The 23583-nt window shown below is 63.7% G+C and carries 24 protein-coding genes and 1 pseudogene; 14 read left to right on the top strand and 11 right to left on the bottom strand.

Annotation, left to right across the window (positions count from 1 at the left end; genetic code table 11):
- Positions 1–97: 97 nt before the first annotated feature.
- The 6 genes and pseudogenes from BOS5A_RS14485 to styA all read right to left on the bottom strand — a co-directional run bounded on the left by BOS5A_RS14485 (position 98) and on the right by styA (position 4817).
- A complete protein-coding gene (locus BOS5A_RS14485) occupies positions 98–328 on the bottom strand; it encodes a DNA-binding protein (protein WP_070156447.1) in 231 nt (76 codons plus the stop codon).
- 409 nt (positions 329–737) lie between these two features.
- A pseudogene (locus BOS5A_RS14480) lies at positions 738–1269 on the bottom strand (IS5 family transposase); the annotation flags it as partial.
- Between the two features lie 356 nt (positions 1270–1625).
- Complete coding sequence (locus BOS5A_RS14475) at positions 1626–2339, bottom strand: OmpW/AlkL family protein (RefSeq protein ID WP_083276925.1); 714 nt, start codon at positions 2337–2339, stop codon at positions 1626–1628.
- 68 nt (positions 2340–2407) lie between these two features.
- The gene (gene styC, locus BOS5A_RS14470) at positions 2408–2875 is read right to left on the bottom strand and encodes a styrene-oxide isomerase StyC (RefSeq protein ID WP_234419346.1); all 468 of its coding nucleotides are present in this window, start codon (positions 2873–2875) and stop codon (positions 2408–2410) included.
- A 114-nt stretch (positions 2876–2989) separates the two neighbouring features.
- Positions 2990–3490, bottom strand: coding sequence for a flavin reductase family protein (locus tag BOS5A_RS14465; protein WP_070156439.1), 501 nt, complete (start codon positions 3488–3490; stop codon positions 2990–2992).
- Between the two features lie 58 nt (positions 3491–3548).
- A complete protein-coding gene (gene styA / locus BOS5A_RS14460) occupies positions 3549–4817 on the bottom strand; it encodes a styrene monooxygenase subunit StyA (RefSeq protein WP_070156438.1) in 1269 nt (422 codons plus the stop codon).
- Here styA and BOS5A_RS14455 point away from each other — a divergent pair.
- The 3 genes from BOS5A_RS14455 (at position 4798) to BOS5A_RS14445 (ending at position 7850) form a co-directional block, all read left to right on the top strand.
- Entirely contained in the window at positions 4798–5904 is a 1107-nt protein-coding gene (locus BOS5A_RS14455; protein ID WP_124808634.1) for a LysR family transcriptional regulator, read from the top strand. The genes styA and BOS5A_RS14455 overlap by 20 nt on opposite strands.
- Positions 5905–6007: 103 nt before the next feature.
- Complete coding sequence (locus BOS5A_RS14450) at positions 6008–6313, top strand: EthD family reductase (RefSeq protein WP_070156436.1); 306 nt, start codon at positions 6008–6010, stop codon at positions 6311–6313.
- Between the two features lie 34 nt (positions 6314–6347).
- Complete coding sequence (locus BOS5A_RS14445) at positions 6348–7850, top strand: aldehyde dehydrogenase family protein (RefSeq protein ID WP_070156435.1); 1503 nt, start codon at positions 6348–6350, stop codon at positions 7848–7850.
- 62 nt (positions 7851–7912) lie between these two features.
- Here the strand turns inward: BOS5A_RS14445 and BOS5A_RS14440 are convergent, their stop codons facing one another.
- The 4 genes from BOS5A_RS14440 to paaG are packed head-to-tail and all read right to left on the bottom strand — an operon-like array spanning position 7913 to position 12832.
- Entirely contained in the window at positions 7913–8650 is a 738-nt protein-coding gene (locus BOS5A_RS14440) for an NUDIX hydrolase (protein ID WP_070156434.1), read from the bottom strand.
- A gap of 19 nt (positions 8651–8669) precedes the next feature.
- A complete protein-coding gene (locus BOS5A_RS14435; RefSeq protein ID WP_070156433.1) occupies positions 8670–9950 on the bottom strand; it encodes an AMP-binding protein in 1281 nt (426 codons plus the stop codon).
- A gap of 27 nt (positions 9951–9977) precedes the next feature.
- Positions 9978–12014, bottom strand: coding sequence for a phenylacetic acid degradation bifunctional protein PaaZ (gene paaZ / locus BOS5A_RS14430; protein ID WP_070156432.1), 2037 nt, complete (start codon positions 12012–12014; stop codon positions 9978–9980).
- Positions 12015–12040: 26 nt separating this feature from the next.
- Positions 12041–12832: a 2-(1,2-epoxy-1,2-dihydrophenyl)acetyl-CoA isomerase PaaG gene (paaG, locus tag BOS5A_RS14425; protein ID WP_070156431.1), complete on the bottom strand. Its 792-nt coding sequence runs from the start codon at positions 12830–12832 to the stop codon at positions 12041–12043.
- A gap of 100 nt (positions 12833–12932) precedes the next feature.
- Between paaG and BOS5A_RS14420 the strand changes: the two genes are divergently transcribed.
- From BOS5A_RS14420 to BOS5A_RS14375, 10 genes are all read left to right on the top strand, one after another.
- Entirely contained in the window at positions 12933–14375 is a 1443-nt protein-coding gene (locus BOS5A_RS14420; RefSeq protein WP_070156430.1) for a 3-hydroxyacyl-CoA dehydrogenase NAD-binding domain-containing protein, read from the top strand.
- Positions 14372–14812, top strand: a complete 441-nt coding sequence (gene paaI, locus BOS5A_RS14415) for a hydroxyphenylacetyl-CoA thioesterase PaaI (protein WP_070156429.1) — start codon at positions 14372–14374, stop codon at positions 14810–14812. The genes BOS5A_RS14420 and paaI overlap by 4 nt, the downstream gene beginning before the upstream one ends.
- Positions 14805–16007, top strand: a complete 1203-nt coding sequence (pcaF, locus tag BOS5A_RS14410; RefSeq protein ID WP_070156428.1) for a 3-oxoadipyl-CoA thiolase — start codon at positions 14805–14807, stop codon at positions 16005–16007. The genes paaI and pcaF overlap by 8 nt, the downstream gene beginning before the upstream one ends.
- A gap of 70 nt (positions 16008–16077) precedes the next feature.
- Positions 16078–17073 carry a 1,2-phenylacetyl-CoA epoxidase subunit PaaA gene (gene paaA / locus BOS5A_RS14405; RefSeq protein WP_070156427.1) on the top strand — a complete coding sequence of 332 codons (996 nt, stop codon included), beginning with the start codon at positions 16078–16080 and terminating at the stop codon, positions 17071–17073.
- 33 nt (positions 17074–17106) lie between these two features.
- Positions 17107–17391 (top strand): 1,2-phenylacetyl-CoA epoxidase subunit PaaB, encoded by a 285-nt coding sequence (gene paaB / locus BOS5A_RS14400; RefSeq protein ID WP_070156426.1) that lies wholly within the window; start codon positions 17107–17109, stop codon positions 17389–17391.
- Positions 17391–18239: a 1,2-phenylacetyl-CoA epoxidase subunit PaaC gene (gene paaC, locus BOS5A_RS14395; protein ID WP_083276923.1), complete on the top strand. Its 849-nt coding sequence runs from the start codon at positions 17391–17393 to the stop codon at positions 18237–18239. Before paaB ends, paaC begins: the two co-directional genes overlap by 1 nt.
- 5 nt (positions 18240–18244) lie before the next feature.
- Positions 18245–18739 (top strand): 1,2-phenylacetyl-CoA epoxidase subunit PaaD, encoded by a 495-nt coding sequence (gene paaD, locus BOS5A_RS14390; RefSeq protein WP_070156442.1) that lies wholly within the window; start codon positions 18245–18247, stop codon positions 18737–18739.
- Complete coding sequence (locus BOS5A_RS14385; RefSeq protein ID WP_223806539.1) at positions 18730–19824, top strand: 2Fe-2S iron-sulfur cluster-binding protein; 1095 nt, start codon at positions 18730–18732, stop codon at positions 19822–19824. The genes paaD and BOS5A_RS14385 overlap by 10 nt, the downstream gene beginning before the upstream one ends.
- Before the next feature lie 7 nt (positions 19825–19831).
- Positions 19832–20605, top strand: a complete 774-nt coding sequence (locus BOS5A_RS14380) for an enoyl-CoA hydratase-related protein (RefSeq protein WP_070156424.1) — start codon at positions 19832–19834, stop codon at positions 20603–20605.
- Between the two features lie 204 nt (positions 20606–20809).
- Positions 20810–21415 (top strand): TetR/AcrR family transcriptional regulator, encoded by a 606-nt coding sequence (locus BOS5A_RS14375; protein ID WP_070156423.1) that lies wholly within the window; start codon positions 20810–20812, stop codon positions 21413–21415.
- Positions 21416–21574: 159 nt separating this feature from the next.
- Here the strand turns inward: BOS5A_RS14375 and BOS5A_RS14370 are convergent, their stop codons facing one another.
- Entirely contained in the window at positions 21575–22447 is an 873-nt protein-coding gene (locus BOS5A_RS14370) for a LysR substrate-binding domain-containing protein (protein WP_070156422.1), read from the bottom strand.
- Between the two features lie 83 nt (positions 22448–22530).
- Here BOS5A_RS14370 and BOS5A_RS14365 point away from each other — a divergent pair, with 83 nt between their 5' ends.
- On the top strand, positions 22531–23565 hold the full coding sequence (locus BOS5A_RS14365; RefSeq protein ID WP_223806527.1) for a 3-hydroxyacyl-CoA dehydrogenase NAD-binding domain-containing protein: 1035 nt from the start codon (positions 22531–22533) through the stop codon (positions 23563–23565).
- The last annotated feature ends 18 nt before the right edge of the window (positions 23566–23583 follow it).

Raw genomic sequence — 23583 nt, 5'->3', positions numbered from 1 at the left:
CTTGCCACGCCGGCAGGCTTGTCGATCGGGCTCGATGTGGGGGCCTTTATTGTTGGGGACGCGTGCGCGGCTCGTCAACGGTAGGGAGCAAGAGCTATTAGACCTCTGTGACGCGAGCCCGGCCGATCACCTTGGAAGGCTTGCAGACAACCATGTTCTTCTTGTCCCAGACGTCCAATTCCTCGACAGGGTACAGGACAGCTTTCCCTACCTTGATGAACGCGGGGCCAATCCGCATTCCCCGCCAACTCTCCAACGTGCTGACAGTGACAGCCCCGCGATAGCGTTCGACCACTTCCTCGACAGTCAGATACTTATTGTCGGACATAGGATGCCCCATTGGTTTTTATCCTGAAGACTTCTTTGACTGGACGACTCATGTGGTGACGCTTGGGTCGACAAAGAATGAGGTGATCCGGCTGGCCGCGCAATGGGTGGGGCAATGAAGTGCCGAACCAATCGATAAGCGTATAGAGAGACAAAAAATGGAGCTTCTTGCTTCATTTTGCTCTTCTGGTGCGTGGATTGGTCTCGGAGCCGACCCGGCGCTCCTTGAGGAAGCGCCGTGGTGGTCGACATATGACGGTTGAGATGCGAGACGGGCAGCCGGAGCGGTGGCTTCGCCGGGAACCGGCTGCACGGAACGCGCTCGCGCGTGGAGGAAGCTGGGCGGAATCAGGTCCGATGGGCGCCGGGGCAGCGCCCCGGGACTACTCAGCCGCGCCCAGCGACGCTGTGCGGAACCAGTCGGGATCGTAGCCTCGGTTACCGAGCAGCGTTTTGGCGCGGGCAAGGCGTCGAGCATGAGGGCGGCGCCCTTGTAGTCGCTCACCTGCCCCTCGCTGATCGGCATGATCAGCGGCCTGCCGTTGCCGTCCCATACGGCATGGCGTTTGGAATTCAGGCCGCCTTTTGTGCGTTCGATACGTCTGCGAACAGCCACTTTTTGAGCAGGCTGGCGGCGGTCCGATGCGCCTTCAGGTGCGTCGCATCGATCATCAGCTGGTCGGGCTTGCCGCCCCGCGCCGACAGGGCGGAGAAGATCTTGTTGAGCACGCCAAGCAGGCTCCACCGGACGAAGCGGTTGTAGATCGTCTTCGACGGACCGTAGTCGTCGGGCGCGTCGCGCCATCGCAAGCCGTTCCTGATGACGAAGATCATGCCGCTGATGATCCGCCGGTCGTCTACCCGTGGCACGCCATGCGACAGCGGCAAATATGGCTTGATCCGGCACATCTGCGCCTCCGACAACCGAATCAAATCGCTCATGGCAAGGCCTGCCAACTCCGTCATCGAATCAACCGATCCTCATCTCCGCGAATGATTTGATAGATCCTGAGCCTAGCGTAGAGGCCCCTGAGGTCACCTCATCCGAGATTTGAATTCAAGGCTTCCGCCGGCAGCCCGCAGGTCATGCAATATAGCCGCAAGGTGCCGACCCTCCATCCAAGCTGGACCTTGCGAAATCCCTCGGGCGGGAGAAACTCGCGCATATTTTCGTTGTCGTTCGGCGCAGCAGACTCGGGGGGAGAGGCTATGCAGCCCCGTAGACCACATTTCGGACAGGAAATGACTACCATGATGTCCTATCCATCCTTTTGACTGCGCCGCGCCGAACCCGCTTGTCAGAAGTGGAAGCTCAAACCGCCTGTCACGATCAGCGGATTGATGCGGATGTTGGCCCTCGCCGGCGCGCCCGCCACCGTACCGCGAGCGGTCGTGTTGAGGAAAATCTGCTTTGCATCGACAAAAAGGCTCAAGCGGTTGCTCAGCCAGCTCTCGATGCCACCCTGGAGAACAACCCCTACCGGGCTCTTGACCTTCAGGTTCTGAACCGCCGCATCGTGGTTCTTGAGCACGATCGTATAGTTGATGCCGGAGCCCAGATAAGGCTGGAAATGCTTGCCAAAGTTGGTGATGTGATACTGAACGGCGGCGACGGCCGGACCGTAGGTCACCTTGCCCAGCTTGAGCCCGGCTAAGGGGCCGGTGCCATACAGCGTGGCGGTCGGCGGTGCGCCGACCGTCAGGGATACCGAAACGTTCGGGTTGAAATAATAACCGCCCTCGATCTCGCCGGTGAAATTGTTCTTGACGCGTACGCTTGCTCCGGGGACCTGCTGGCCCCCGACAGAAATCTTGGCGCCCTCATCGTAAATCACTTCGGCCGGCCCGGCGCGGATGAACCAGTGCTTGAACGGTGCCTCTTCCGCAACGGGCGGGGGTGCGGGGGCGTCGGCCGCTCGGGGCGTCGCGTCGGCACCGGGCTCGGGCGTGTCGGCCAGCGCAGGTGCCGTAATGCAAACCGCGCAGATCGCGGCCATGATCCTTGCCTTCATAAATCATCCTCCCATGGCGCAATGTGCTGCGCTCTACTGAATCGTCTTCGGATAAGTGTTCCGGCAACTCAGCGCCGGGCATCCTGGATCGCGCGCAGCCCGATCATGAACAGCGCGATCATCACGAGGACGCCGAACAGATAAGCAGGGGCAAGCGCGAGGAAACTGAAGATATTGGCATCGCCCCATTTGTTGGGGCCAAATGACAGGCCGCGGTTCGGCGCCCAGTTTCCGAAAAAATAGAAACCGGTGTTCGACCAGCCGTCGAGAACGACGATCCAGCCCCAGAGGCGCGCCTGCTTCGGCGTAAAGGAGAGGAGCGGCAGGATGAATGCGACCGCGATCACCATCAACCCGTTCATGACGGGTCCGGTGTGCGCGCGCGCCCAGCCTTCGGCCGAGCCGGGGAGCTGGAATTTCCAGTCGATGCCGGGGAGCGGGAAGATCCCGCCCAGCAGATACATCCACAGGCCGAGGCCTCCGACCAGGGCCATGAAGATCATGAGCACGCCGTTGCCAAGCATGACATTGCGCAATGCAACGCGATGGAATGCATCGTCCTTTTCCGTCGGGGAAGCCGATGCTTGCGAGCGGGACGCCAAAGTTGCCATATTATCCTCTCCTCATTGTTTTCCCGGGTGTTCTTCACCTCAGGCGGCGGCAGCGACCGGAAGCGCGTGGAAGCGTCCGCCGTGAAACAGCAACGGCGGATGGTCCGCAAAATAAACGCCCTGTATGACGCCGAAGAATACGACATGGGTGCCGGCCTGCACCTGATGGTCGACTCGGCATTCGATCGCTGCAAGTGCCGTCTGGAGGATCGGCAGCCCGTGGACATCGCCCGCCGTCCAATCACCATGCTCGAACCGGTCGTCACCCTGCAGGCCGCTCCGGCCCGCGAACACTTCCGCTACCGGCTGATGATGCTGAGCCAGCAGATTGACCGCGAACAGGCCGGTTTCCCTGATCATCTGACACGTTCCGGTCGCGGTGTTCACACAGGCGAGGATGGTAGGCGGCGACGCCGAGACCGAGCAGACGGCAGTTGCGGTCACTCCCCGCCGGTCCCCATCACGCTGGGTGGATACGATGCTCACGCCGGCCGCGAGGCAGGACAGAGCTCTGCGAAATATGTCATCGGTTACGGACATCGGGTGTCTCCCCGGAAGGTGAAGGCCGGCCCGCACCCCAGCGGCCGGCCGACCTTCCTCATTCAGCTGCAACTGTGACTTCTTCGTCGTTCGCCGGCACCGAGAGGCGCTGCTCGATCCAGCGCTGGACGCGCTCGGGGCTCGAGAAACAGTCCCACTGCTTCTCCGGGAAGTTGAAGTTCTCGGTGAACTCGTCGGCGAGCGGCGGGTTCTGGCTAATCGCGCCGATGAACTGCAGAAGCTCAGGCGCAAGCGTGTTGAAGCCACGGAGGATATAGTTGGTCCAGCGGGTGGCGCTGAGCACCCGGTCACCGCGACGTGCGTCGACCTTCTCCATGAAGCGCTCGTCGAACACCTCATTGGCCACGATCTCCTCGCCGAGTATCACGCCGGCATAGGATGCCATGTTCGCGCCCTGGCCCAGGACCGGATCGACCACGGCCTGCACGTCGCCGAGCGCGACCGCGAGCTTGCCGTTCGACAGCCTGGTGTAGCTCGCGCGCACGGTTGGCGTGACACCGCCCTGGAGGATGTCGAGCGGCCCATTGGCAAGATCGAAGGTGTCGAGGTCGATGCGCTCGTAGCAGGTCGGATAGTGCTTCTTCAGCTTTTCGAGAAGAAGCGCGATGAAGGCCTTGGGATCGTCGTCATATTTGGTCTTGGCGAGGATCTCGAGATCGCCGCCGATATGGTTCTCCATGACGAGCGCGCTGACCATGCCGTTGAACGAGAGAGTGGGAATCTCGATCATCTCGCCCTGTCCGGGAGAGAAGAACATCGTCACGGCGCGCGTTTCCGTCTCGCGGATGCCCTTGAAGAGTCCGACGCACAGCGCGCGCTGCGGCCGATCGAATGGCGAATAGGCGGGCTCGTGGGCGAACATCTGGCCGAACGGGCCCTTGCCGGTGCATATGACGATCAGATCGTGCTTTTCGGAGATCTCCGGCAGATCCTCGTGGGCGATCGGCTCATAGACGATGGTCCCGCCGCGCGCTGCGAAATCCTCCATCAAAGCGGGCTGATAGATGCGATAATCGACGGCCCGGCTCGGCTTTTCGAGCTTCCCGTAGAATTCGAGCGGCTGCGGGCCGCCGATATAATAATAATGCCCTGCATAGCCGGCATCGGGCCAATGGTTCACGCCAAGCCGGTCCTCGCGGGACACGGTGACATGGTGGTGAGCCACGGTGTTGAGGAGGCGCATCGACGCATATTCCTCGGGCCGCCGATCGGTGTAGATCGTCGCCTCGACGCCGTTCTCGATAAGGTGGAGGCCAAGATGAAGGCCTGCGGTGCCGGCGCCGACGATGCCGATCGATTTCGTCATATCCTCTTCCTTTCGCGGATGGTCGGGAATTGCTTATTTTGTTTCATCCTATTTACCGACCGAGCGTTCAGGCGTAAATCGCCTGTTCGTGCTAGTATATATTCCATATGGAATAGGTATGACAGACCGCCTCGAAGCCTACGCCGCTTTTTCGAAAATGATGGAGCTCGGCTCCTTTTCCGCGGTCGGGCGGCAGCTTGGCATCGCTCAGTCGACTGTCAGCAAGCATATCGCAGCGCTCGAAAAGGAGTTCGGTATCCAGCTCTTCCATCGAACGACTCGCCAGATTCGGCCGACGGCTGAGGCCGAGCGGATCCATGAACATGTCCACCGCATGCTCGATGCGGCCGAAATGGCCCATGCCGTCGTGCACGGGCAGCAGCCGGAAGCGAGCGGACTTTTGAAGATCGCGGTGCCGCACACGCTGGGGCGGTGTCTCGTGCGGCCGCTGGTCCACACATTCCTCGAGCTCAATCCGCTGGTCTCGGTCGATCTTATCGTGGCAGAGCAGGAGCCGGACCTGGCCGCCGGCGGTTTCGAACTCGCGGTGGTGACGGACGCGCCCTCGGAAGGTCCGCTTATCGTGCGGACAGTCAGGCGCTTCGAATGGCTTGTCGTGGCCTCGCCCGAGTATCTCTCCCGCAACGGTATCCCAGAGACCGCTATCGATCTTGAAGACCATGAAGTGGCGTGCGCGCCGTGGATGGCAGACGGCGTCCTCGCATTCGATTCGGAGAACGGCCGGCAGGCCATCAAGGTCAGTGGACGCTTCATCACCAACAGCGACGACACAGCCTTTGAAGCCGCGATGGGTGGCCATTGCGTCGCGATCGTGCCGGCATGGCTGGCGGTCGAGGGTTTCGAGCGCGGGGCGCTCCAGATTCTGTTGCGGGACTATTTCCTACCGTCGATCGCAGTCAGCATCGTCTACCCCCAATCGCGCTACCCTTCGCGGCGGGCGAGGGCCTTCATCGATTTCGCGGCGGCGCGGATGATGCAGAGCCGTGACCTGCTCGCCCGCATCGACCCTGCGCTTGCGAGGCCGCAGCCACATTTCGTGCGTCCGGACGAGCCGATCCCGATCTGACATCAATTGATTTTGCCGTGACGATGCCATAACGCTTGTGATTAGCCGTCTGACCGTTCATGCTATTAATGTCGTCAGCATGCAAAAAGACGGGAGAGACGCCATGAAGAAGATGCTTGCCCTTTATCGGGCCCCGGAGGACGCCGAGGAGTTCCTGCGGCATTATCGCGAGGTGCATATGCCGCTGGTGCGCGCGTTGCCCGGCCTCGTCGACGTTGCCATTACCCGGATCAGCAGGACGCTGGTCGGAGAAGAGGGTGTCTTCCTCTTGGCGGAAATGAGCTTTGCGGATGACGCCGCATTGGCGGCGGCGCTCAAGAGTCCGGAAAACGCAGCGTGCGGGAAGGACGCCATGGACTTCGCGGGCAAGCTTGTGACCGTGATGACGGGAGAAACCCTCGCGCTCTGACCGGTATCACCGGCAAGATATACAGGAGAGAGATATGGCAACTGCTTCCAATATCGTGACCCCCCTCAACGACGTCACCGCCTTCCTGGGCACCGAGCATGGCCTGTTCATCGACGGGTCCTGGCGCGAAGCGCGCAGTAGCGACCGGATCGACGTCTATAACCCGGCGACAGGCGAGCGGATCGCGTCTGTCGTCAACGCCAACGCTCAGGATGTCGACGACGCGGTGCGCAGCGCCCATGCGGCCTTCGAGAGCGGCGCCTGGTCAGCGCTTGCCCCGGCGGAGCGCGAGCGGCTGCTGTTGAAATTTGCGGATCTGGTCGAACAGAATGCCGAGGCGCTGGCCCAGCTGGAAACCCTCAACCAGGGCAAGTCCATCAACATCTCCCGCTACGTCGATATTGGCGGTGCTCCGTCCTATATGCGCTATATCGCGGGCCTGGCGACCAAGGTGACCGGCGAAACTTTCGATGTCTCGATTGGTGCGATTCCGGGCGGCCGGTACAATGCCTCGACGCGGCGCGAGCCCATCGGCGTGGTCGGCGCGATCTCGCCGTGGAACTTTCCGATGATGATCGGGCTCTGGAAGATCATGCCGGCACTCGCAGCGGGCTGCACGGTCGTCCTCAAGCCATCCGAGCTCACACCCCTGACAAGTATCCGCCTTGTCGAACTCGGCCGGGAAGCAGGCCTGCCCGATGGCGTCCTCAATCTCGTGACCGGCGACGGCCGCGCCGGAAAGGCCCTGGTCGATCATCCTCTCGTGTCGAAGATCAGTTTCACCGGATCGACCGCGACCGGAAAGGCGATCGCACGAAGCGCAGCCGAGCGGATGCTGCGGACCTCGCTCGAGCTCGGTGGAAAGAATCCGGCGATCTTCCTCGCCGACGCGCCGATCGAGAAAGCGGTGCAGGGCGCTATCCTCGGCGGCTTTTTCAACAATGGCCAGGTTTGCGCGGCCTCGTCGCGACTTTATGTGGCACGCGACATATACGAGCCCTTCGTGAAAGCGCTTGCGACCGCGGTCGACGGCATGGCGATCGGGCCGGGACTCGATCCCGCAGCCCAGATCAACCCGGTCGTTTCGGCGGGTCATCGCCAGAAGATCCTGGATCATGTCAGCAAGGCTCGGGAAGATGGCGCCAGGATCGTGGCGGGCGGCGACCGGCCCGATCTGCCAGGCTATTATGTGCGGCCGACCATCGTGGTGGATGCGGGGGCGGATCTTGCCATCTCGCGCCAGGAAGTGTTCGGCCCGCTGGTGACCGTGACGCCCTTCGACAGCGAGGACGAAGCGATCAGGCTCGCCAACGACAGCGACATGGGCCTGGCCGCCTCGCTCTGGACCAACGATCTGAAGAAGACGATGGAGCTCACGTCTCGGATCAAGGCCGGAACGGTGTGGGTGAACTGCCATAATCTGATCGATCCGAACATGCCGTTTGGCGGATTCAAGGAATCCGGCATCGGTAGGGACTTCGGCGTCCGGTCGCTCGATCCCTACACCGAGGTGAAATCGGTCTGCATCGCCTATTAATGGATCGCAGGCCTGCATCGGCTGTCGCTGCGCGGCGGCGACGGTCGATGCCTGTGGCCTGGTTAGCCGAGTATCGCCTTGTCGAGAGGTTCAGCCGTCACCGGATACCCAAGATTTTCCGGAATGCAGAGATGCGGAATGCCTCCACGATCTTCGATCCAGGGGCTCACCATGCCGATCGGACGCTGGGCGGCATCTTCGCAGGCCTCAGCGATGTTTCCGAAATGTGCCAGTCGCTCGACATTGCGGCGGGTCGGGAACATAAGCTTCGTCGTCCCCTGATCCGCGCCGTCGAGCAAAGCCTTCGCACTCGTCCAGAAGACACGCGAAATCTCCGAGCCGTCAGCGATCGGGAGCGGTAGAGCCTCCGGCGCGCGGGCGAGAAAAAAATGCGTGTCGAAGGGACGTTTCTCGAGACCCACCGGGCACCAGCGCGCAAACGGGACGAGGGTTGCGATCGCGAGCCTGACGTTCCGCTCCGCCAGAATGGCAGATAGGGAACGACCGGCGCGAAGCTCCACGCCGATCTCGAACATGGCCTGTTCGCACGGCCTGGGCTCGGCCGCTATCAGGATGCCCGTTTCTTCCGCCGTCTCGCGGATCGCGGCGACCTTCGCGGCGTCGAGCGAGTGATTGGCAGAGGCGTAATCTACCGGCTCGATCCGCCCGCCGGGAAAGGCGACCGCGCCGCCTGCGAAACGCAATCCTGCGGCACGTTCGACCATTAGCAGCTCGGGAGCGGTCGGCCCGTCACGCATGACGATCAGGGTCGCGGCAGCTATCGGTGCTTCGTCCTTCATCGGTCAGAGGCGAGGGAATTCACGCGCTCAGCGCCTGGAGCCTCAGATCGCGAACATGCGACGCCTTGCCGGTGGATCGCGGAATATCTCCGATCCGCCTCAGGTTGATACGCGCCGTGACGCCGATGACATCCTTCACGTAGGATGCAAGCAGCCGGCATTGGGCGGCGCTCGCTTCATGGTCGAGGTCGCCGCGCGGCTCGACTTCGATCAGCACCTCGTCCATTCGCGAAGGCCGGCTGATTTCGATGAGGAAATGGGGCGCCAGACCCGGGCATTTGAGAACCTGTTCTTCGATTTGCGTGGGGAAGACGTTCACGCCACGAATGATCAGCATGTCGTCGCTTCGGCCGACGATCTTGGCGATACGCCGATAGGGAAGCCCCTCGCCCGGCAACAAGCGGGTAAGATCGCGGGTGCGGTAGCGGATGATCGGCAGTGCCTCCTTCGTGAGCGACGTGAAGACGAGCTCGCCTTCCTCGCCGTCTGGAAGCACTTCTCCGGTCTCGGGATCCACGATCTCGGGGAGGAAATGATCTTCCCAGATGGTCGGGCCGGACGTTCCCGCGATCTCCTGGGCAACGCCCGGTCCCATGACTTCGGAAAGGCCGTAGATGTCGCTTGCCCGGATGTCGAACGCCTCCTCGATCTCGCGCCGCATTGCTTCGGTCCAGGGCTCCGCGCCGAAAATCCCATAGCGCAGCGACGTCGCGCGCGGATCGAGGCCCTGCTTGCGATATTCGTCGAGGATACAGAGCATATAGCTCGGCGTGACCATGATGATCTCGGGCTTGAAGTCCTCGATGAGCTGGACCTGTTTTTCGGTCTGGCCCCCGGACATCGGAATGACGGTGCATCCGAGCGCTTCGGCTCCATAGTGGGCGCCCAGACCGCCTGTGAAGAGGCCGTAGCCATAGGCGATATGCGCCTTCATGCCAGGCCGTCCGCCCGCGGCATGGATGCAGCGCGCGATCAGGCTAGACCAGGTCTTGATATCGTTGGCGGTATATCCGACGACGGTGGGGCGACCGGTCGTTCCGGACGAGGCATGCACGCGCGAGACCTGCTCCTGGGGCACCGCGAACATTCCGAACGGGTAGGCCGCCCGCAAGTCCGCCTTGGTCGTGAACGGCAAAAGCGCAATGTCGGCGAGCGACCGGATATCGGCCGGGCTCACGCCCCTCTGCTCGCACTTTGCCCGGAAACTTGCGACGTTGCGATAGGCATGCGCCACCGACCATTGCAGTCGCTCGAGCTGGAGCGCCTCCAGTTCTGCTCGCGTCCTGGGTCCGTAATCCATCTTTCTCTCCCATCCCTCTTTTATAGATCAGAAGGCATTCATCGTGAGCAACTCGTAGGCGGCGACTATATCGTCCGCCGTATCGGTGACGGTCACGGCCCAGCGGACCTCGCCATAGTCGTCGTTGCGCCGGGTCTTCGCTTTCACCGTCAGCGAGACCTTGATCGCCTCTCCCGGGGAGACGGGCTTCACGAAGCGAAGCGAGTCCAGCCCGGTATTGGCCAGCACGGGCCCGGGCGCCGGATCGACGAAGAGGCCCGCGGCGAAAGACAGGAGGAGATAGCCATGCGCCACACGGCCCGGGAAGAACGGGTTCGCCGTGGCCGCCTCTTCATCCATATGGGCGTAGAAGGTGTCGCCCGTGAACGTCGCGAAATGCTCGATATCCTCGAGCGTGATCGTGCGCGACGCGGTGTCGAAGGTCTTGCCGATCGCCAGTTCGTCGAACCGCACGCGGAAGGGATGCTCGCCCTCGCTGGGCTTGGGCGCGCCGGGCAGCCACTGACCGACGATGGCCGAGATCGTTCGCGGGCTGCCCTGCAAGGCGGTGCGTTGCATATAGTGCTTCACGCCACGAACGCCGCCCATCTCCTCGCCGCCGCCGGCACGGCCGGGTCCGCCGTGGATCAGCATCGGCAGCGGCGAGCCGTGACCGGTCGATTCCCTGGCGCAGTCGCGATCGATGAAGATGACGCGGCCGTGATAGGCGCCCGCACCCAGCGTGAATGCACGCGCGATCCCGGGATCATAGGTGAAGACCGACAGCACCAGGCTACCCTTGCCGCGATTGGCGAGCGCGACAGCGTCGTCGAGATCCTTGTAAGGCATCAGCGTGGAGACAGGACCGAACGCCTCGACATCGTGGATGAGGTCGGCACTCCAGGGATCGTCGGCCCGGAAGAGCAGGGGTGAGATGAAGGCGCCGCTCCCGCCCGCATCGCCGGTGACCTCGACGCTGTCGATGGCGCCGAAGGCGAGACGCGCCTCTGTTGCAAGTTCGCGTGCCTTCTCGCGCACATCGTCCAATTGCGAGGCGCTGGCGAGCGCTCCCATCGTTACCCCCTCGATCCGCGGATCGCCGACGACGACCTTGGCGAGTCGGGCCTTGAGCGCCGCCTCGGCATCGTCGAGCAGGGCGGCCGGCACGAAGGCGCGCCGGATCGCGGTGCATTTCTGACCGGCCTTTACGGTCATCTCACGCACGACTTCCTTGATGAAGAGGTCGAACTCGGGGCTATCCGCGGTCGCGTCGGGACCGAGGATCGACGCGTTGAGTGAATCCCGTTCGGCGATGAAGCGGACCGACTCTTGAGCGATCGTGGGATGCGACTGGAGCTTCATCGCGGTCTGGGCCGAGCCGGTGAAGGAGACGACGTCCTGGCAGGTGAGATGTTCGAACAGATCGCCGGTGGAGCCCATGATGAGCTGCAGCGCGCCGCGCGGCAGAACCCCGGCGTCCAGCATGATGCGCACGGCCGCTTCGGCGACATAGCCCGTCGAGGAGGCCGGTTTCACGATGGCCGGAACGCCTGCGAGCAGGGTCGGCCCGAGCTTCTCCAGCATACCCCAGACGGGGAAGTTGAAGGCGTTGATGTGCAAGGCCACGCCCTGGAGCGATGTATAGACGTGCTGGCCGATGAACGTGCCCCGCTTCCCGATCGGCTCCACGGCGCCATCGATCAGGATCGTGTCGTCGGGGAGCTCGCGCCTGCCCTTGGATGACGTCGTAAACAGGGTTCCCGCGCCGCCCTCGATGTCGATCCAGCTGTCGGTGCGCGTCGCGCCTGTCTGGTAGGAGATCTCGTAAAGCTCTTCCTTTCGCTCGATGATCGCCTGCGCGAGCGCCTTGATCATGACGGCGCGCTGGTGGAATGTCATCGCCCTGAGCGCAGGGCCACCGATGTCGCGGCCATGTGCGAGCATCGCCTCGAAATCGAGGCCCTGGCTGCCCGTAAGCGCGACCGTCTCGCCGGTGATCGCGGAACGCACCTCGGACAGGTCTCCTGCCGCCGTCTTCCACTCATCGAGCGCGTAATTCTGCAGGGTGATCGGAAAGTTCGTCATATAATCCTCTTGCTCGAATTCCTGGTTCAGCGTCCCGTGAACTGCGGCTTGCGCTTCGCCATGAAGGCGGCGACGCCTTCGCGATAATCCTCGGAAAAGCCGAGTTCACGCATCGCGTCGCGTTCCAGCTCGAGCTCGGTTTCGATCGGCTGGAGCCAGGACTGGCGGATAAGTCTTTTGGTGGCGGCGAGGCCTCTGGTGGGACCGGCCGCAAAGCGCGTCGCCAGCGCCTCCACTTCGGCGCCCAGGGCTTCGTCATCGACGCATTTCCAGATCATGCCCCAGCGTTCGGCGGTCTCGGCGGGCAGGGGGTCTCCGGTCAGCGCCAGCCCGAGCGCCCGCGCCTGCCCAACGAGCCGCGGCAAGACCCAGGTGCCCCCGGAGTCGGGAATGAGCCCGATATTGGCGAAGGACTGGATGAATTTCGCGCTGCGCGCGGCGATGACGATGTCGCAGGCAAGCGCGATGTTGGCGCCCGCGCCCGCCGCGACGCCGTTGACCGCGCAGATGGTGGGCTTTTCGAGATTGGTGATCCGCCGGATCAGCGGAGCATAGAAGCGTTCGACGGATTCGCCGAGATCCACGGCCTGTTCGCCCGGCGCAACCGCGCGATCGGCGAGATCCTGGCCGGCGCAAAAGCCGCGGCCCGCACCGGTCAGCACGAGCACGCGCGCGCTCTGGTCAGCCGCCGCGATGTCGAGCGCGGCCGCGACCTCCTCGTGCATCTGTGCGGTGAAGCTGTTCAACCGATCCGGCCGGTTCAAGGTGAGCTTCGCCACCCCGTCCGCCAGATCGAAGTCGATGGTCTGGTAACTCATCAACGCCCTTTCCGATTCATCCTCTTTAATAGACTGCCCGGTCGGACTATTATTGGCAAGCGGGAAATTGCTGGTTAGGAAAGTCCCCAAGGAGATTCGGATGAACAGGAAGGTTGCGGTCATCGGCGCGGGCACGATGGGAAGCGGTATAGGCCAGGTAGCCGCGACGGCGGGGCATGAGGTGGTAGTGATTGACCGCGACGCGAGCGCTCTCGATCGCGGTCGGCAGCTCCTCGCAAAGTCGATCGGTGCGCTGGTCGCGCGCTCGCGGCTCGATCGGGACGATGCCGACACCATCGTAGCACGTATTGGCTGGTCGCAGGAGCTGGGCGATGCCGCGGACGCGGGCCTGATCATCGAGGCCGTGCTCGAAGACCTCGATGTCAAGCACAGGCTCTTCGCGGACCTCGGCGCGCTTGCCGCGCGTGACGCCATCGTCGCCAGCAACACCTCCTCGCTCTCGATCTCCGAGATGGCGCGCAGCCTGCGCCATCCCGAGCGTTTCGCTGGCCTTCACTTTTTCAACCCGGTGCCCGCGATGAAGCTCGTCGAGGTGGTCGCGGGGGCAGAGACCAACCCTGTGGTTGTCGAGCAGCTGACCCGCCTCATGGCCGCGTGGGGCAAGCACGCGGTCGCGGTGAAGGATGTGCCCGGCTTCATCGTCAATCGCGTGGCGCGGCCCTTCTATGCCGAGGCCTTCCTGGCACTCGACGAAGGAATTCCAGCCGCGCTGATCGACGACGCGATCAGCAGCGGGGGCGGGTTCCGGATGGGGCCGCTCACGCTCGCGGATATGATCGGCCACGATGTGAACTATGCGGCCGCCCGCTCGGTCTTCGATGGGATTTCCCCGCACGCGCGGTTTCGGCCCCAGCCGGCGCAGGCGCGGCTGCTGGACGAAGGGCGACTAGGCCGCAAGTCGGGCAGGGGGGTCTATGACTATGGAGCCGCCGAGAAAACCGGGCAGGTCGATCAAACGACCGCCAGCCAGCGGCCAGCGCCTCAAATCGCCGTCGCCCAGGACGCGCAGGACTTTCTCTGGCTGAGCGGGAGGCTGTCGACCTCGCCTGCGACAGGAATACCTGCCGGCAGCATTTCGGTTGATGGCGTCATCGTGGCGAAGGGAGACGGCCGCACGCTCGATCAGCGGCGCGAAGTGGACGTCCTCCTCGACCATGTTCATGACCACGCCATATCGCCGGTGCTGATCGCATCGGCGCGCGACGAGCGTTCGGCTGCGGCCGCCGCGGATCTCGCCTTCGCGCTCGATAAGAGGCTTCTTCTCCTTCCCGACCGGCCGGGCCAGATCGTCCTGCGGACCCTGGCGCAGCTCGTCAATGGCGCGGCGGATGCCGTCGAGGATGGCATCGCGCCGGCCAACGCCATCGACGAGGCGATGATCCACGGTGCCAATTATCCGCGCGGGCCATTGGCCTGGGCCCGCGATTTCGGGCCTGCCAGGCTGAAGCAGACACTCCTCCATATCGCTGCCGGCACGGACGATCTTCTTTATTCCCCGTCGCGCGGGCTCGACCGCCTGTGAGCGATGCGCGAGCCAGAGCGATCACCGATCTCCTGCGGACCCGCGAGACGATGGGCGCCGAGTGGGGGATCGAGATCGAGGAGGTGCGGACCGGATATGCCCGCATCGCCGTCACCGTCAACGCCTTCATGCTCAACGGCTATGAAACCGCCCATGGCGGCGCGATCTTCACGCTGGCCGATCAGGCTTTCGCCTATGCCTGCAACTCCCACGATGCCTTCACCGTAGCGCACGCCGCGTCGATCAGCTTCCTCGGCCCCGCCAGACGCGGCGACCGTCTGATCGCGGAAGCGAGCGAAGTCATGCTGTCCGGCCGCAGCGGCGCCTATGCGGTGACGGTGCGCACGAGCGAGGGGCGCGCCGTCGCGTCCTTTCACGGCCTTTCCCGCACCATCGGCGGTGCGATCCTGCCATCGGAGAACCAAGACGATGCCTGACGCTTTCATCTGCGACGCGATTCGCACACCTGTTGGCCGCTATGGCGGCAGCCTTGCCGGCGTGCGCGCCGACGACCTTGCCGCAGTCCCGATCCGGGCCCTTGTCGAGCGCAATCCGAAGGTCGACTGGGCCGCGCTCGACGACGTCATTCTCGGCTGCGCCAACCAGGCAGGCGAAGATAATCGCAATGTCGCCCGCATGGCGGCGCTGCTGGGAGGTTTCGGCGAGCAGGCCCCGGGCACCACCGTCAACCGCCTGTGCGGCTCGGGGATGGACGCGGTCGCAATGGCGGCTCGTGCGATCAAGGCGGGCGAAGCAGAGTTCATCGTCGCAGGTGGGGTGGAGAGCATGACCCGCGCGCCGTTCGTCATGCCCAAAGCCGACGGGCCGTTTTCGCGGTCCAACGCGGTTTACGACACCACCATCGGCTGGCGGTTCGTGAACAAGGCGCTCAAGGCTCAATTCGGTATCGATTCGATGCCGGAGACCGCGGAGAATGTCGCCCAGGATTTCCACGTGACGCGCGAGGATCAGGACCGGTTCGCGGCCGAAAGCCAGCGCCGCGCAGCGTCGGCCCAGGCGTCCGGCCGGTTCGATGCCGAGATCGTTCCCGTCGCGGTCCCGCAAAGGAAAGGCGATCCTCTGCTTGTCACCCGCGACGAGCATCCGCGCGAGACCAGCGTCGAAACGCTCGCCAGGCTGAAACCTATCGTGCGCCCCGACGGAACGGTCACCGCCGGCAATGCATCCGGTGTGAATGATGGAGCGGCCGCCATCATCGTGGCGAGCGAGGCTGCCGCCGCAAAATATGGCCTCACGCCGCGCGCCCGCGTGGTGGGCGGCGCGGTTGCGGGCGTTCCTCCGCGCATCATGGGGATCGGTCCCGCCCCGGCTTCCGAAAAGCTGCTCGCACGGCTCGGCCTTTCGATCGGCGACATGGATCTTGTTGAACTCAACGAAGCCTTCGCCAGCCAGGGCCTGGCCGTGATGCGCCGGCTCGGCCTGCCCGACGATGCGGAGCATGTGAACCCGAATGGTGGTGCGATCGCGCTCGGTCATCCGCTGGGCATGTCGGGCGCGCGCCTCCTGCTGACCGCCACCGAGGAGCTCCAGCGCCGCGGCGCCCGCTATGCGCTGTGCACGATGTGCATCGGCGTCGGGCAGGGCATCGCCACGATCATCGAGCGGGTCTGAGCGCACAAAATTAGTTGACCGTCCGGTCGGTGAATTATATACCGGATTCGTACTGAGAAGGAGCAAGCCGATGTATACCACCGAGCTCAAGGAGCAGGGCGGTAAGGTCGCCCCCGTTTCGATCGTGTCCGAAGACCCGGAACTCGTCGCCGCCTTCGAGGCGCGGGTGGCCGCGGACGAATTCATCGAGCCCAAGGACTGGATGCCCGAGGCTTATCGTCGGACGCTCGTGCGCCAGATCTCGCAGCATGCGCATTCCGAAATTGTCGGCATGCTACCGGAAGGCAACTGGCTGACGCGCGCGCCGTCGCTGCGACGCAAGGCGATCCTGCTGGCCAAGGTGCAGGACGAAGGCGGCCACGGGCTCTATCTTTACTGCGCCGCCGAGACGCTCGGCACGAGCCGAGAGGAGATGATCGAGGCGCTTCATGCGGGCAAGGCCAAGTACAGCACCATCTTCAATTATCCGACGCTGACCTGGGCCGATATCGGCGCCATCGGCTGGCTCGTCGACGGCGCCGCGATCATGAACCAGGTGCCGTTGCAGCGCACGTCTTATGGTCCCTATGCCCGCGCGATGATCCGCGTCTGCAAGGAGGAGAGCTTCCACCAGCGCCAGGGTTACGAGATCATGATGACGCTGGGCGCCGGTACAGCCGAGCAAAAGGCGATGGCACAGGACGCGCTCAACCGCTGGTGGTGGCCCTCGCTGATGATGTTCGGTCCGCCCGACGCGGATTCGCCCAATTCCGCGCAAGGCTTCCGCTGGCGGATCAAGCGCGACAGCAATGACGATCTCCGCCGGAAATTCGTCGATGCGACCGTGCCGCAGGCGGAGTTCCTGGGCCTGACGATCCCCGATCCCGACCTTCGCTGGAATGCTGAGAAGGAAGGCTATGATTTCGGCGAGATCGACTGGGAGGAATTCTATGCCGTGGTTCGCGGCGAGGGACCGACCGCCAGGGAGCGCATGAAAGCCCGACGCGACGCCTGGGAGCAGGGCGCCTGGGTCCGCGAGGCGGCCGACGCCCATGAAGCCAAACGCCGGGCCCGGCTTGCCGCCTGAGACCTGTCGACACCATAAACAAGGACGATTTTGATGAGCCACGATTGGCCGCTCTGGGAGGTCTTCATCCGGTCGAAAGGCGGGTTGAGCCATAAGCATGTCGGGTCGGTGCATGCGCCCGATGGGGAACTTGCCCTGCGTCATGCGCGCGACGTCTATACCCGGCGGCTGGAAGGCGTCAGCCTCTGGGTCGTACAGTCGAGCGATATCGTCGCTTCCGACCCGGACCAGTCCGGCCCGATGTTCGAGCCGGCGGAGACGAAGATCTATCGCCATCCGACCTTCTACGACATCCCAGACGCCGTGGGGCATATGTGATGGCGCCGTCGCTTCCGACCATCCAGCCGGGCGATGTGGCTAATGCCGAAAAGGCGCGGGCGGGCGGCAGCTTCGACGCGGGCGAAGCGGTCGAGCATCATGGGGCGCTCTTCGACTATCTTCTGCGCCTTGGCGATGACAGCCTGATCCTGGGTCAGCGTCTCACCGAATGGTGCGGGCATGCGCCGGCGCTCGAGATCGACCTCAGCCTCGCCAATATCGGTCTCGACCTGATCGGTCAGGCGAGCCTGTTCCTCAACCTGGCGGGCGAGGTGGAGGGAAAGGGCCGCGATGGCGACAGGCTGGCTTTCCATCGGGATGTTCTTGCCTTCCGCAATTGCCTGCTCGTCGAGCAACCGAACGGCGATTTCGCGCAGACCATCGCGCGGCAATTCCTGTTTTCCACCATGCAGCTGTCGCTGTTCGAACGACTGACCGGCTCGTCCGATCACCGGATCGCGGAGATTGCCGCCAAGGCGGTCAAGGAAGTGCGCTACCATGCCGAGCTTGCCTCCGACTGGGTGGTCCGGCTCGGAGACGGTACCGAGGAAAGCCGGCGGCGCATGGTCGACGGCCTGGACTGGTTCTGGCGCTTCGTTGACGAGATGTTCCAGAGCGATGAGATCGAGCAGTCCTTGACCCGCGCGGGTATCGCGGTCGATCGGGCGGAACTTCGCCAGGGTTTCGACGCGACCGTCGGAAACGTGCTGCGCGACGCCACCTTGCCCCTCCCCGAATATCCCCGCGCCCTTACTGGCGGCCGGATCGGCCATCATGGCGAGCATCTCGGCCATCTGCTCGCAACGATGCAGTATCTGCCGCGCACCTACCCTGACGCGGTCTGGTGATCGGCATGGTTTCCGAGGTCCTTGACGATGCCGTTGCCGACCGGATCATGGCGGTTCTCGCTACCGTTCCCGATCCGGAGATACCGGCGGTGTCGGTGACGGACCTGGGCATCGTCCGCGGCGTGCGTTGCGATCCTCCGGTCGTGACCATCACGCCAACCTACACCGGCTGCCCCGCGACGCTGGTCATCGAGGCATCCGTCCGCGCGGCTCTCGACGAAGCCGGCTTTGCCGATGTGGGGATCAAGACGGTCCTTTCGCCGCCATGGACGACCGACTGGATCAGCGACGAGGGACGCGAGAAGCTGCGCGCCTATGGCATCGCACCGCCACCCAAAGGCGCCGGATCGCGATCGCTTCGGGCTGACTCTCCTGCCGAATGTCCCCGCTGCGGATCGCTGCATACGCAGGAGGTCAGCCGTTTCGGATCGACCCCGTGCAAGGCGCTGTGGCGCTGCCTCGACTGCCAAGAACCGTTCGATCGCTTCAAATGTCATTAGGAACGCCAATGTCGACCGCTTTCCATCCGCTCAAGATCCTGGACGTCGCCCACGAAACCGATCAGGCGATCGCGGTGACGCTCGAGCCTGATCCGTCGCTTGCCGAGACCTTTGCCTTTCTTCCGGGACAGCATCTGACTTTCCGCGCGGAAATCGCCGGGCAGGATGTGCGCCGCAACTATTCGATCTGCGCGGCACCGGGCAACGGCCCGCTGCGGGTCGCCATCAAGCAGGTGGAAGGCGGACTTTTCTCCGGCTGGGCGCTTCAATCATTGAAGGCGGGCGATATCATCGAAACGATGGCACCGCGCGGCCATTTCACCTGGAAATTCGAGCCCGAGGCTCGGCATCATTATCTGGCCTTCGCCGCGGGCTCGGGCATCACGCCGGTTCTCTCGCTCATCAGGACGGGCCTGGCGATCGAGCAAGACAGTCGTTTCACGCTGCTCTATGGCAATCGGAGTTCCTCCTCGATCATGTTTCTCGAGGAACTCGCCGCGCTGAAGGACCGCTATCTGGGTCGGCTCCAGATCTATCATTTCCTCACCAGCGAGTTCGACGATATCGAATTGTTCAACGGTCGCCTGGACGAGGCGCGGATCGCCATGGTCCTGGACTCGCTTGTCGACCCGGCCGCGATCGATGTCGCGTTCATCTGCGGTCCGGGTGCCATGATGGACGCCGCCGAGCTGGCGATGCTGGGCGCGGGCCTGTCGCCGGAACATGTCCTGACCGAGCGCTTTTCCACCGGCGAGGAGAGCGAGACGGAACGGCAAGCGGATCGTGAGAGCCGCCGGAAGGCGCAGGGCCTGCGGATGGAAGTTCGTGTCGACGGACGGCGCCGGGCCATCGAATTCGATGCCGAGAAGGGCAATATCCTCGAGAGCGCCCGGGCCTCCGGACTCCCTGCGCCCTATGCGTGCAAGGCGGGCGTGTGCGCGACCTGTCGGGCCAAACTGGTCGCTGGCGAGGTCACCATGAAAAAGAATTACGGATTGAGCCCGCAGGAAGTCGAGCAGGGTTACATCCTGACCTGCCAGTCCATCCCGGCCGGCGAGGGTGTGGTTGTCGACTATGACAGCTGAGGCCCCCATGCTGCTCGCGTCGCGGCCTTCCGATGGCGTGTTGCTGCTGACCCTCAACCGGCCGGCAAGCCGCAACGCTCTCGCGACGCCTCTGCTCGAGATGATCGCCCGCGAGCTGATGGGCGCGGCCGACGATGATACCATTCGCTGTGTCGTCCTTGCCGGAAACGAGAAGGTATTCGCGGCGGGTGCCGATCTTGGGGAACTGGAGCGCTCCGACGGAAAGGAGCCGATCGCCGGGCCGCGCTGGAACGCCTGGGCCTGTATCGCGGGCTTCCCCAAACCGCTGGTGGCGGCGGTCGAGGGCTGGTGCCTCGGCGCGGGCTGCGAACTGATGCTGCGCTGCGACATCGTTGTCGCGGCCGAAAATGCCAGGATCGGCCAGCCCGAAACCAATCTCGGGATCATCCCTGGGGCAGGGGGCACTGCGCTCCTGCCGCGCCTCGTAGGACGGGCCGCCGCCCTGGATATGGTGCTGACGGGCGAGCCGATCCACGCCAGGCGCGCATATGATCTCGGGCTGATCGCGCGGCTGGCCCGGGACGGCGAGGCCTTGTCCGATGCGCTGACCCTTGCAAGCAAGCTCGCCTCGCGCGCACCTCGCGCGCTCAAGGCTGCGAAGGCCAGCATAAGAGACGCCGCGGATCGTTCCTTGAGCGAGCATCTCTGCGCCGAGCGCCAGCGCTTTCTTGCACTGCTCGCCGGTCCGGAGAAAGCCGAGGGCATCGCGGCCTTCCGCGAACGACGCGATCCGGTCTGGCCGGCAATGTCCTGCGGCTGATGGCCAAGGCCCTGGTCCGGTGACGGGGGCCATCGGGCAAGGCGCACATGTGGCCGGTCGATCCCGTCTGGAATGGCTATTGGTCGCTTGCAGCAGCTGCCGTCCTCTCGAGGCCGACCGGCCGGTCAATCATTGCTTGAGAATTTCGGGCCGATCCGGATAATAGGGTCGGTTCTTATACTCTTGTGTGGATTGGACGGATTGATGGCGCGCACCCAGGCCCCGGATTATGAGGAGCGCCGCATAGCGATCGTCGACAAGGCAGCCGAACTCTTTGCTCGGCGCGGCTTCACCGGCGCATCCCTCTCCGATCTCGCCGCAGCGTGCCAGACGTCCAAGTCGCTCATCTACCATTATTTCCCTTCGAAGGAGGATATTCTTTACGAGGTGATGTCTTCGCACATCGATCAGCTCGTGGAGGATACCCATCAGGTGGCCCGGGAAGGCGGGCGAGCCGCCGACCAGTTCAACAGGCTGATCCATGCCTTCCTGCGCCACTATATGGGCGCGGCGAGCCGCCAGAAAGTGCTGTTGAACGAGCTGGCGCATTTGCCAGACGCAATGCGTGAAACGATCGTGAGCAAGCAGCGCCAGGTGGTCGAAGTGACCCAGAAGCTACTCACCGCTCTCACCCCGGGTCTGGCCGGCGACCCGAAACGGGCACGCGTCCAGACCATGCTGCTCTTCGGGATGATCAACTGGACCCACACCTGGTACGATCCTGACGGAGACATAAAGATCGACGAACTGGCGGAAATGGTTCTCGAGCTGATCGGCAAGAAATCCGCGAGCGGCAAACGGGCAGCATAGCAATCTGCTGTCATCCCGTTCGCTATTGTAACGGCACGATGATGCTGAGCGGAGCTCTTTCGCTCACTGACATACGAACTGCCCAGGCTGATGATGCGCGGGGCAGACCCCCGGCATGATCGTGGCCGGTGAGCCGACCACCGGGCATGGGCTGTACGACTAGGCCCGCCACCCTTTTCGCACAGCTTCCATCAAATGCCTGGAGCGGGATGCGTTCTTGGGCCGGTAGCCGATCATGAGCGGGATTGGGGAAGGTCCGTCGACGAGAGGACGCGTGATGACGCGCGGGAGCAGGAGCTGGTCGGCATATTTCGGCAAAAGCGAAAAGCCTCCGACCGTGAGGATGAGCGACAGCGCCGAGGCAATGTTGGCGGCCGTGTGGACCGGGCGCAGCGGCAGGTCCTTGCGCTGCGCCCAGGCGTCGATGGCCACGCGCAGAGCCGGGGCGGACCGACGCCCGACTGACACATAGGTCTGATCGATCAGGTCCTCGAAGACGAGCTCGGGCTTCGCAGCCAGAGCATGGTCGTCGCGCAGAAAGGCGGTGAGGCCGTGATAGCCCGCAATCTCGAAATGGATATCCACCGCGTCTTCGTCCTGACGCATGAAAGCCATATCGATGTTCCCGGCGCGCAACTCCTCGATCAGTCGCGGAGATGAGGCGCTCATCACGCGAATTTCCGCTTCGGGGGAATGCTTCCGGGCAAGTTCGACCACCCTGGGCAGTGTCGACAGTTCAAGCCCGGGGAGGACCCCCAGCCTCAACACAGCCGGAGTATTTCTGGCCGCCGCAGCCGCGTCATCGACTTCTTTCAACACGCGCCGGCTTCGTTCCAGGAACACGAGGCCCGGATCGGTAAGCACCACGCCACGAGACCGTCGTTCGAAGAGCTTCACGCCCAGCTCTTCTTCAAGCTCGAGCAACTGCCGGCTCAGTGACGGCTGCGAGGTATGCAGCCGGGATCGCGCTGCCGTGCTGACGCTTCCGGATTCCGCGACGGCAACGAAGTATCGGATGTGGCGCAGTTCCAACCATGCCTCCTGAGCATAGCTTGTAGCGCTAGCAAGTCTTGGTGTGTCTGGCAACGCAGGCATAGATTTGGCGCAAGAGATGGGTGGACATCGCCAATCAGACACCCGCCCACCTCGAACATTTTTTAGGCTTGTCCGCATCTCGTCGAGATCTGCGCAAGCAAAACGGAGAAATCATCGTGGCGACACCTCAAAAAATCGGCATCGTCGGTTGCGGCGTCATCGGCGCCAGTTGGGCGGCTTATTATCTGGCTCGCGGATTTGACGTTGGCGCAACCGATCCCGCGCCCGGTGCCGAGCAGAAGCTGCGGGATCTCGTCGCGCAATATTGGCCCGCGCTCGTCAAGATCGGGCTCGCGCCCGGCGCGTCCCAGGACCGGCTGACCTTCGATGCCGACCCCGTGAGCGCGCTGGCCGGCGTCGGCTTCGTGCAGGAGAACGGACCCGAGCGCGTCGACGTCAAACGCGCGCTGCTCGCCGAGATTTCGGCAGCCGTCGCCGATGACGTGATCATCGCCACCTCCTCGTCGGGAATTCTCATCTCCGACATCCAGGGCGGCGCGCGCAATCCCGAGCGGGTCGTGCTCGGTCACCCCTTCAACCCGCCGCATCTGATCCCGCTCGTCGAGGTCGTGGGCGGCAAGGAAACCTCCGACGAGGCGGTCGAACGGGCGATCAATTTCTATCGCGCGATCGGCAAGAAGCCGATCCATATCCGGCGCGAGGTCAAGGGCCATGTCGCCAACCGGCTGCAGGCGGCGCTGTGGCGCGAGGCTTTCTACCTGGTCGATCAGGGCATCGCTTCGGTGTCCGACATCGACACCGCCATCGCGCATGGCCCGGGCCTGCGCTGGGCGCTGCTCGGACCGTTCCTCAACCTCCATCTGTCAGGCGGCAGCGGTGGTATCGGCCATGTGATCGACCATCTCGGACCGCCGATCGAGTCCTGGTGGCGCGATCTCGGCGACCTCTCCTTCACGCCCAAGGTCAAGACCGAGGCGATGCAGGGCGTCGAGGACGAATTGAGCGGCCGGGAACTCGCAACGCTCCAGGAGGAGCGCGACGACACGCTGATCCAACTCCTCGCCCTCAAGGCCCAGGCTCCTCAGCTGCCCTGAGCTTCTCTCTCAAGACAT

Source organism: Sphingomonas sp. EC-HK361 (assembly GCF_902498785.1).
Lineage (GTDB): Bacteria > Pseudomonadota > Alphaproteobacteria > Sphingomonadales > Sphingomonadaceae > Sphingomonas.
This window is presented reverse-complemented; position numbering and strand designations above follow the sequence as displayed.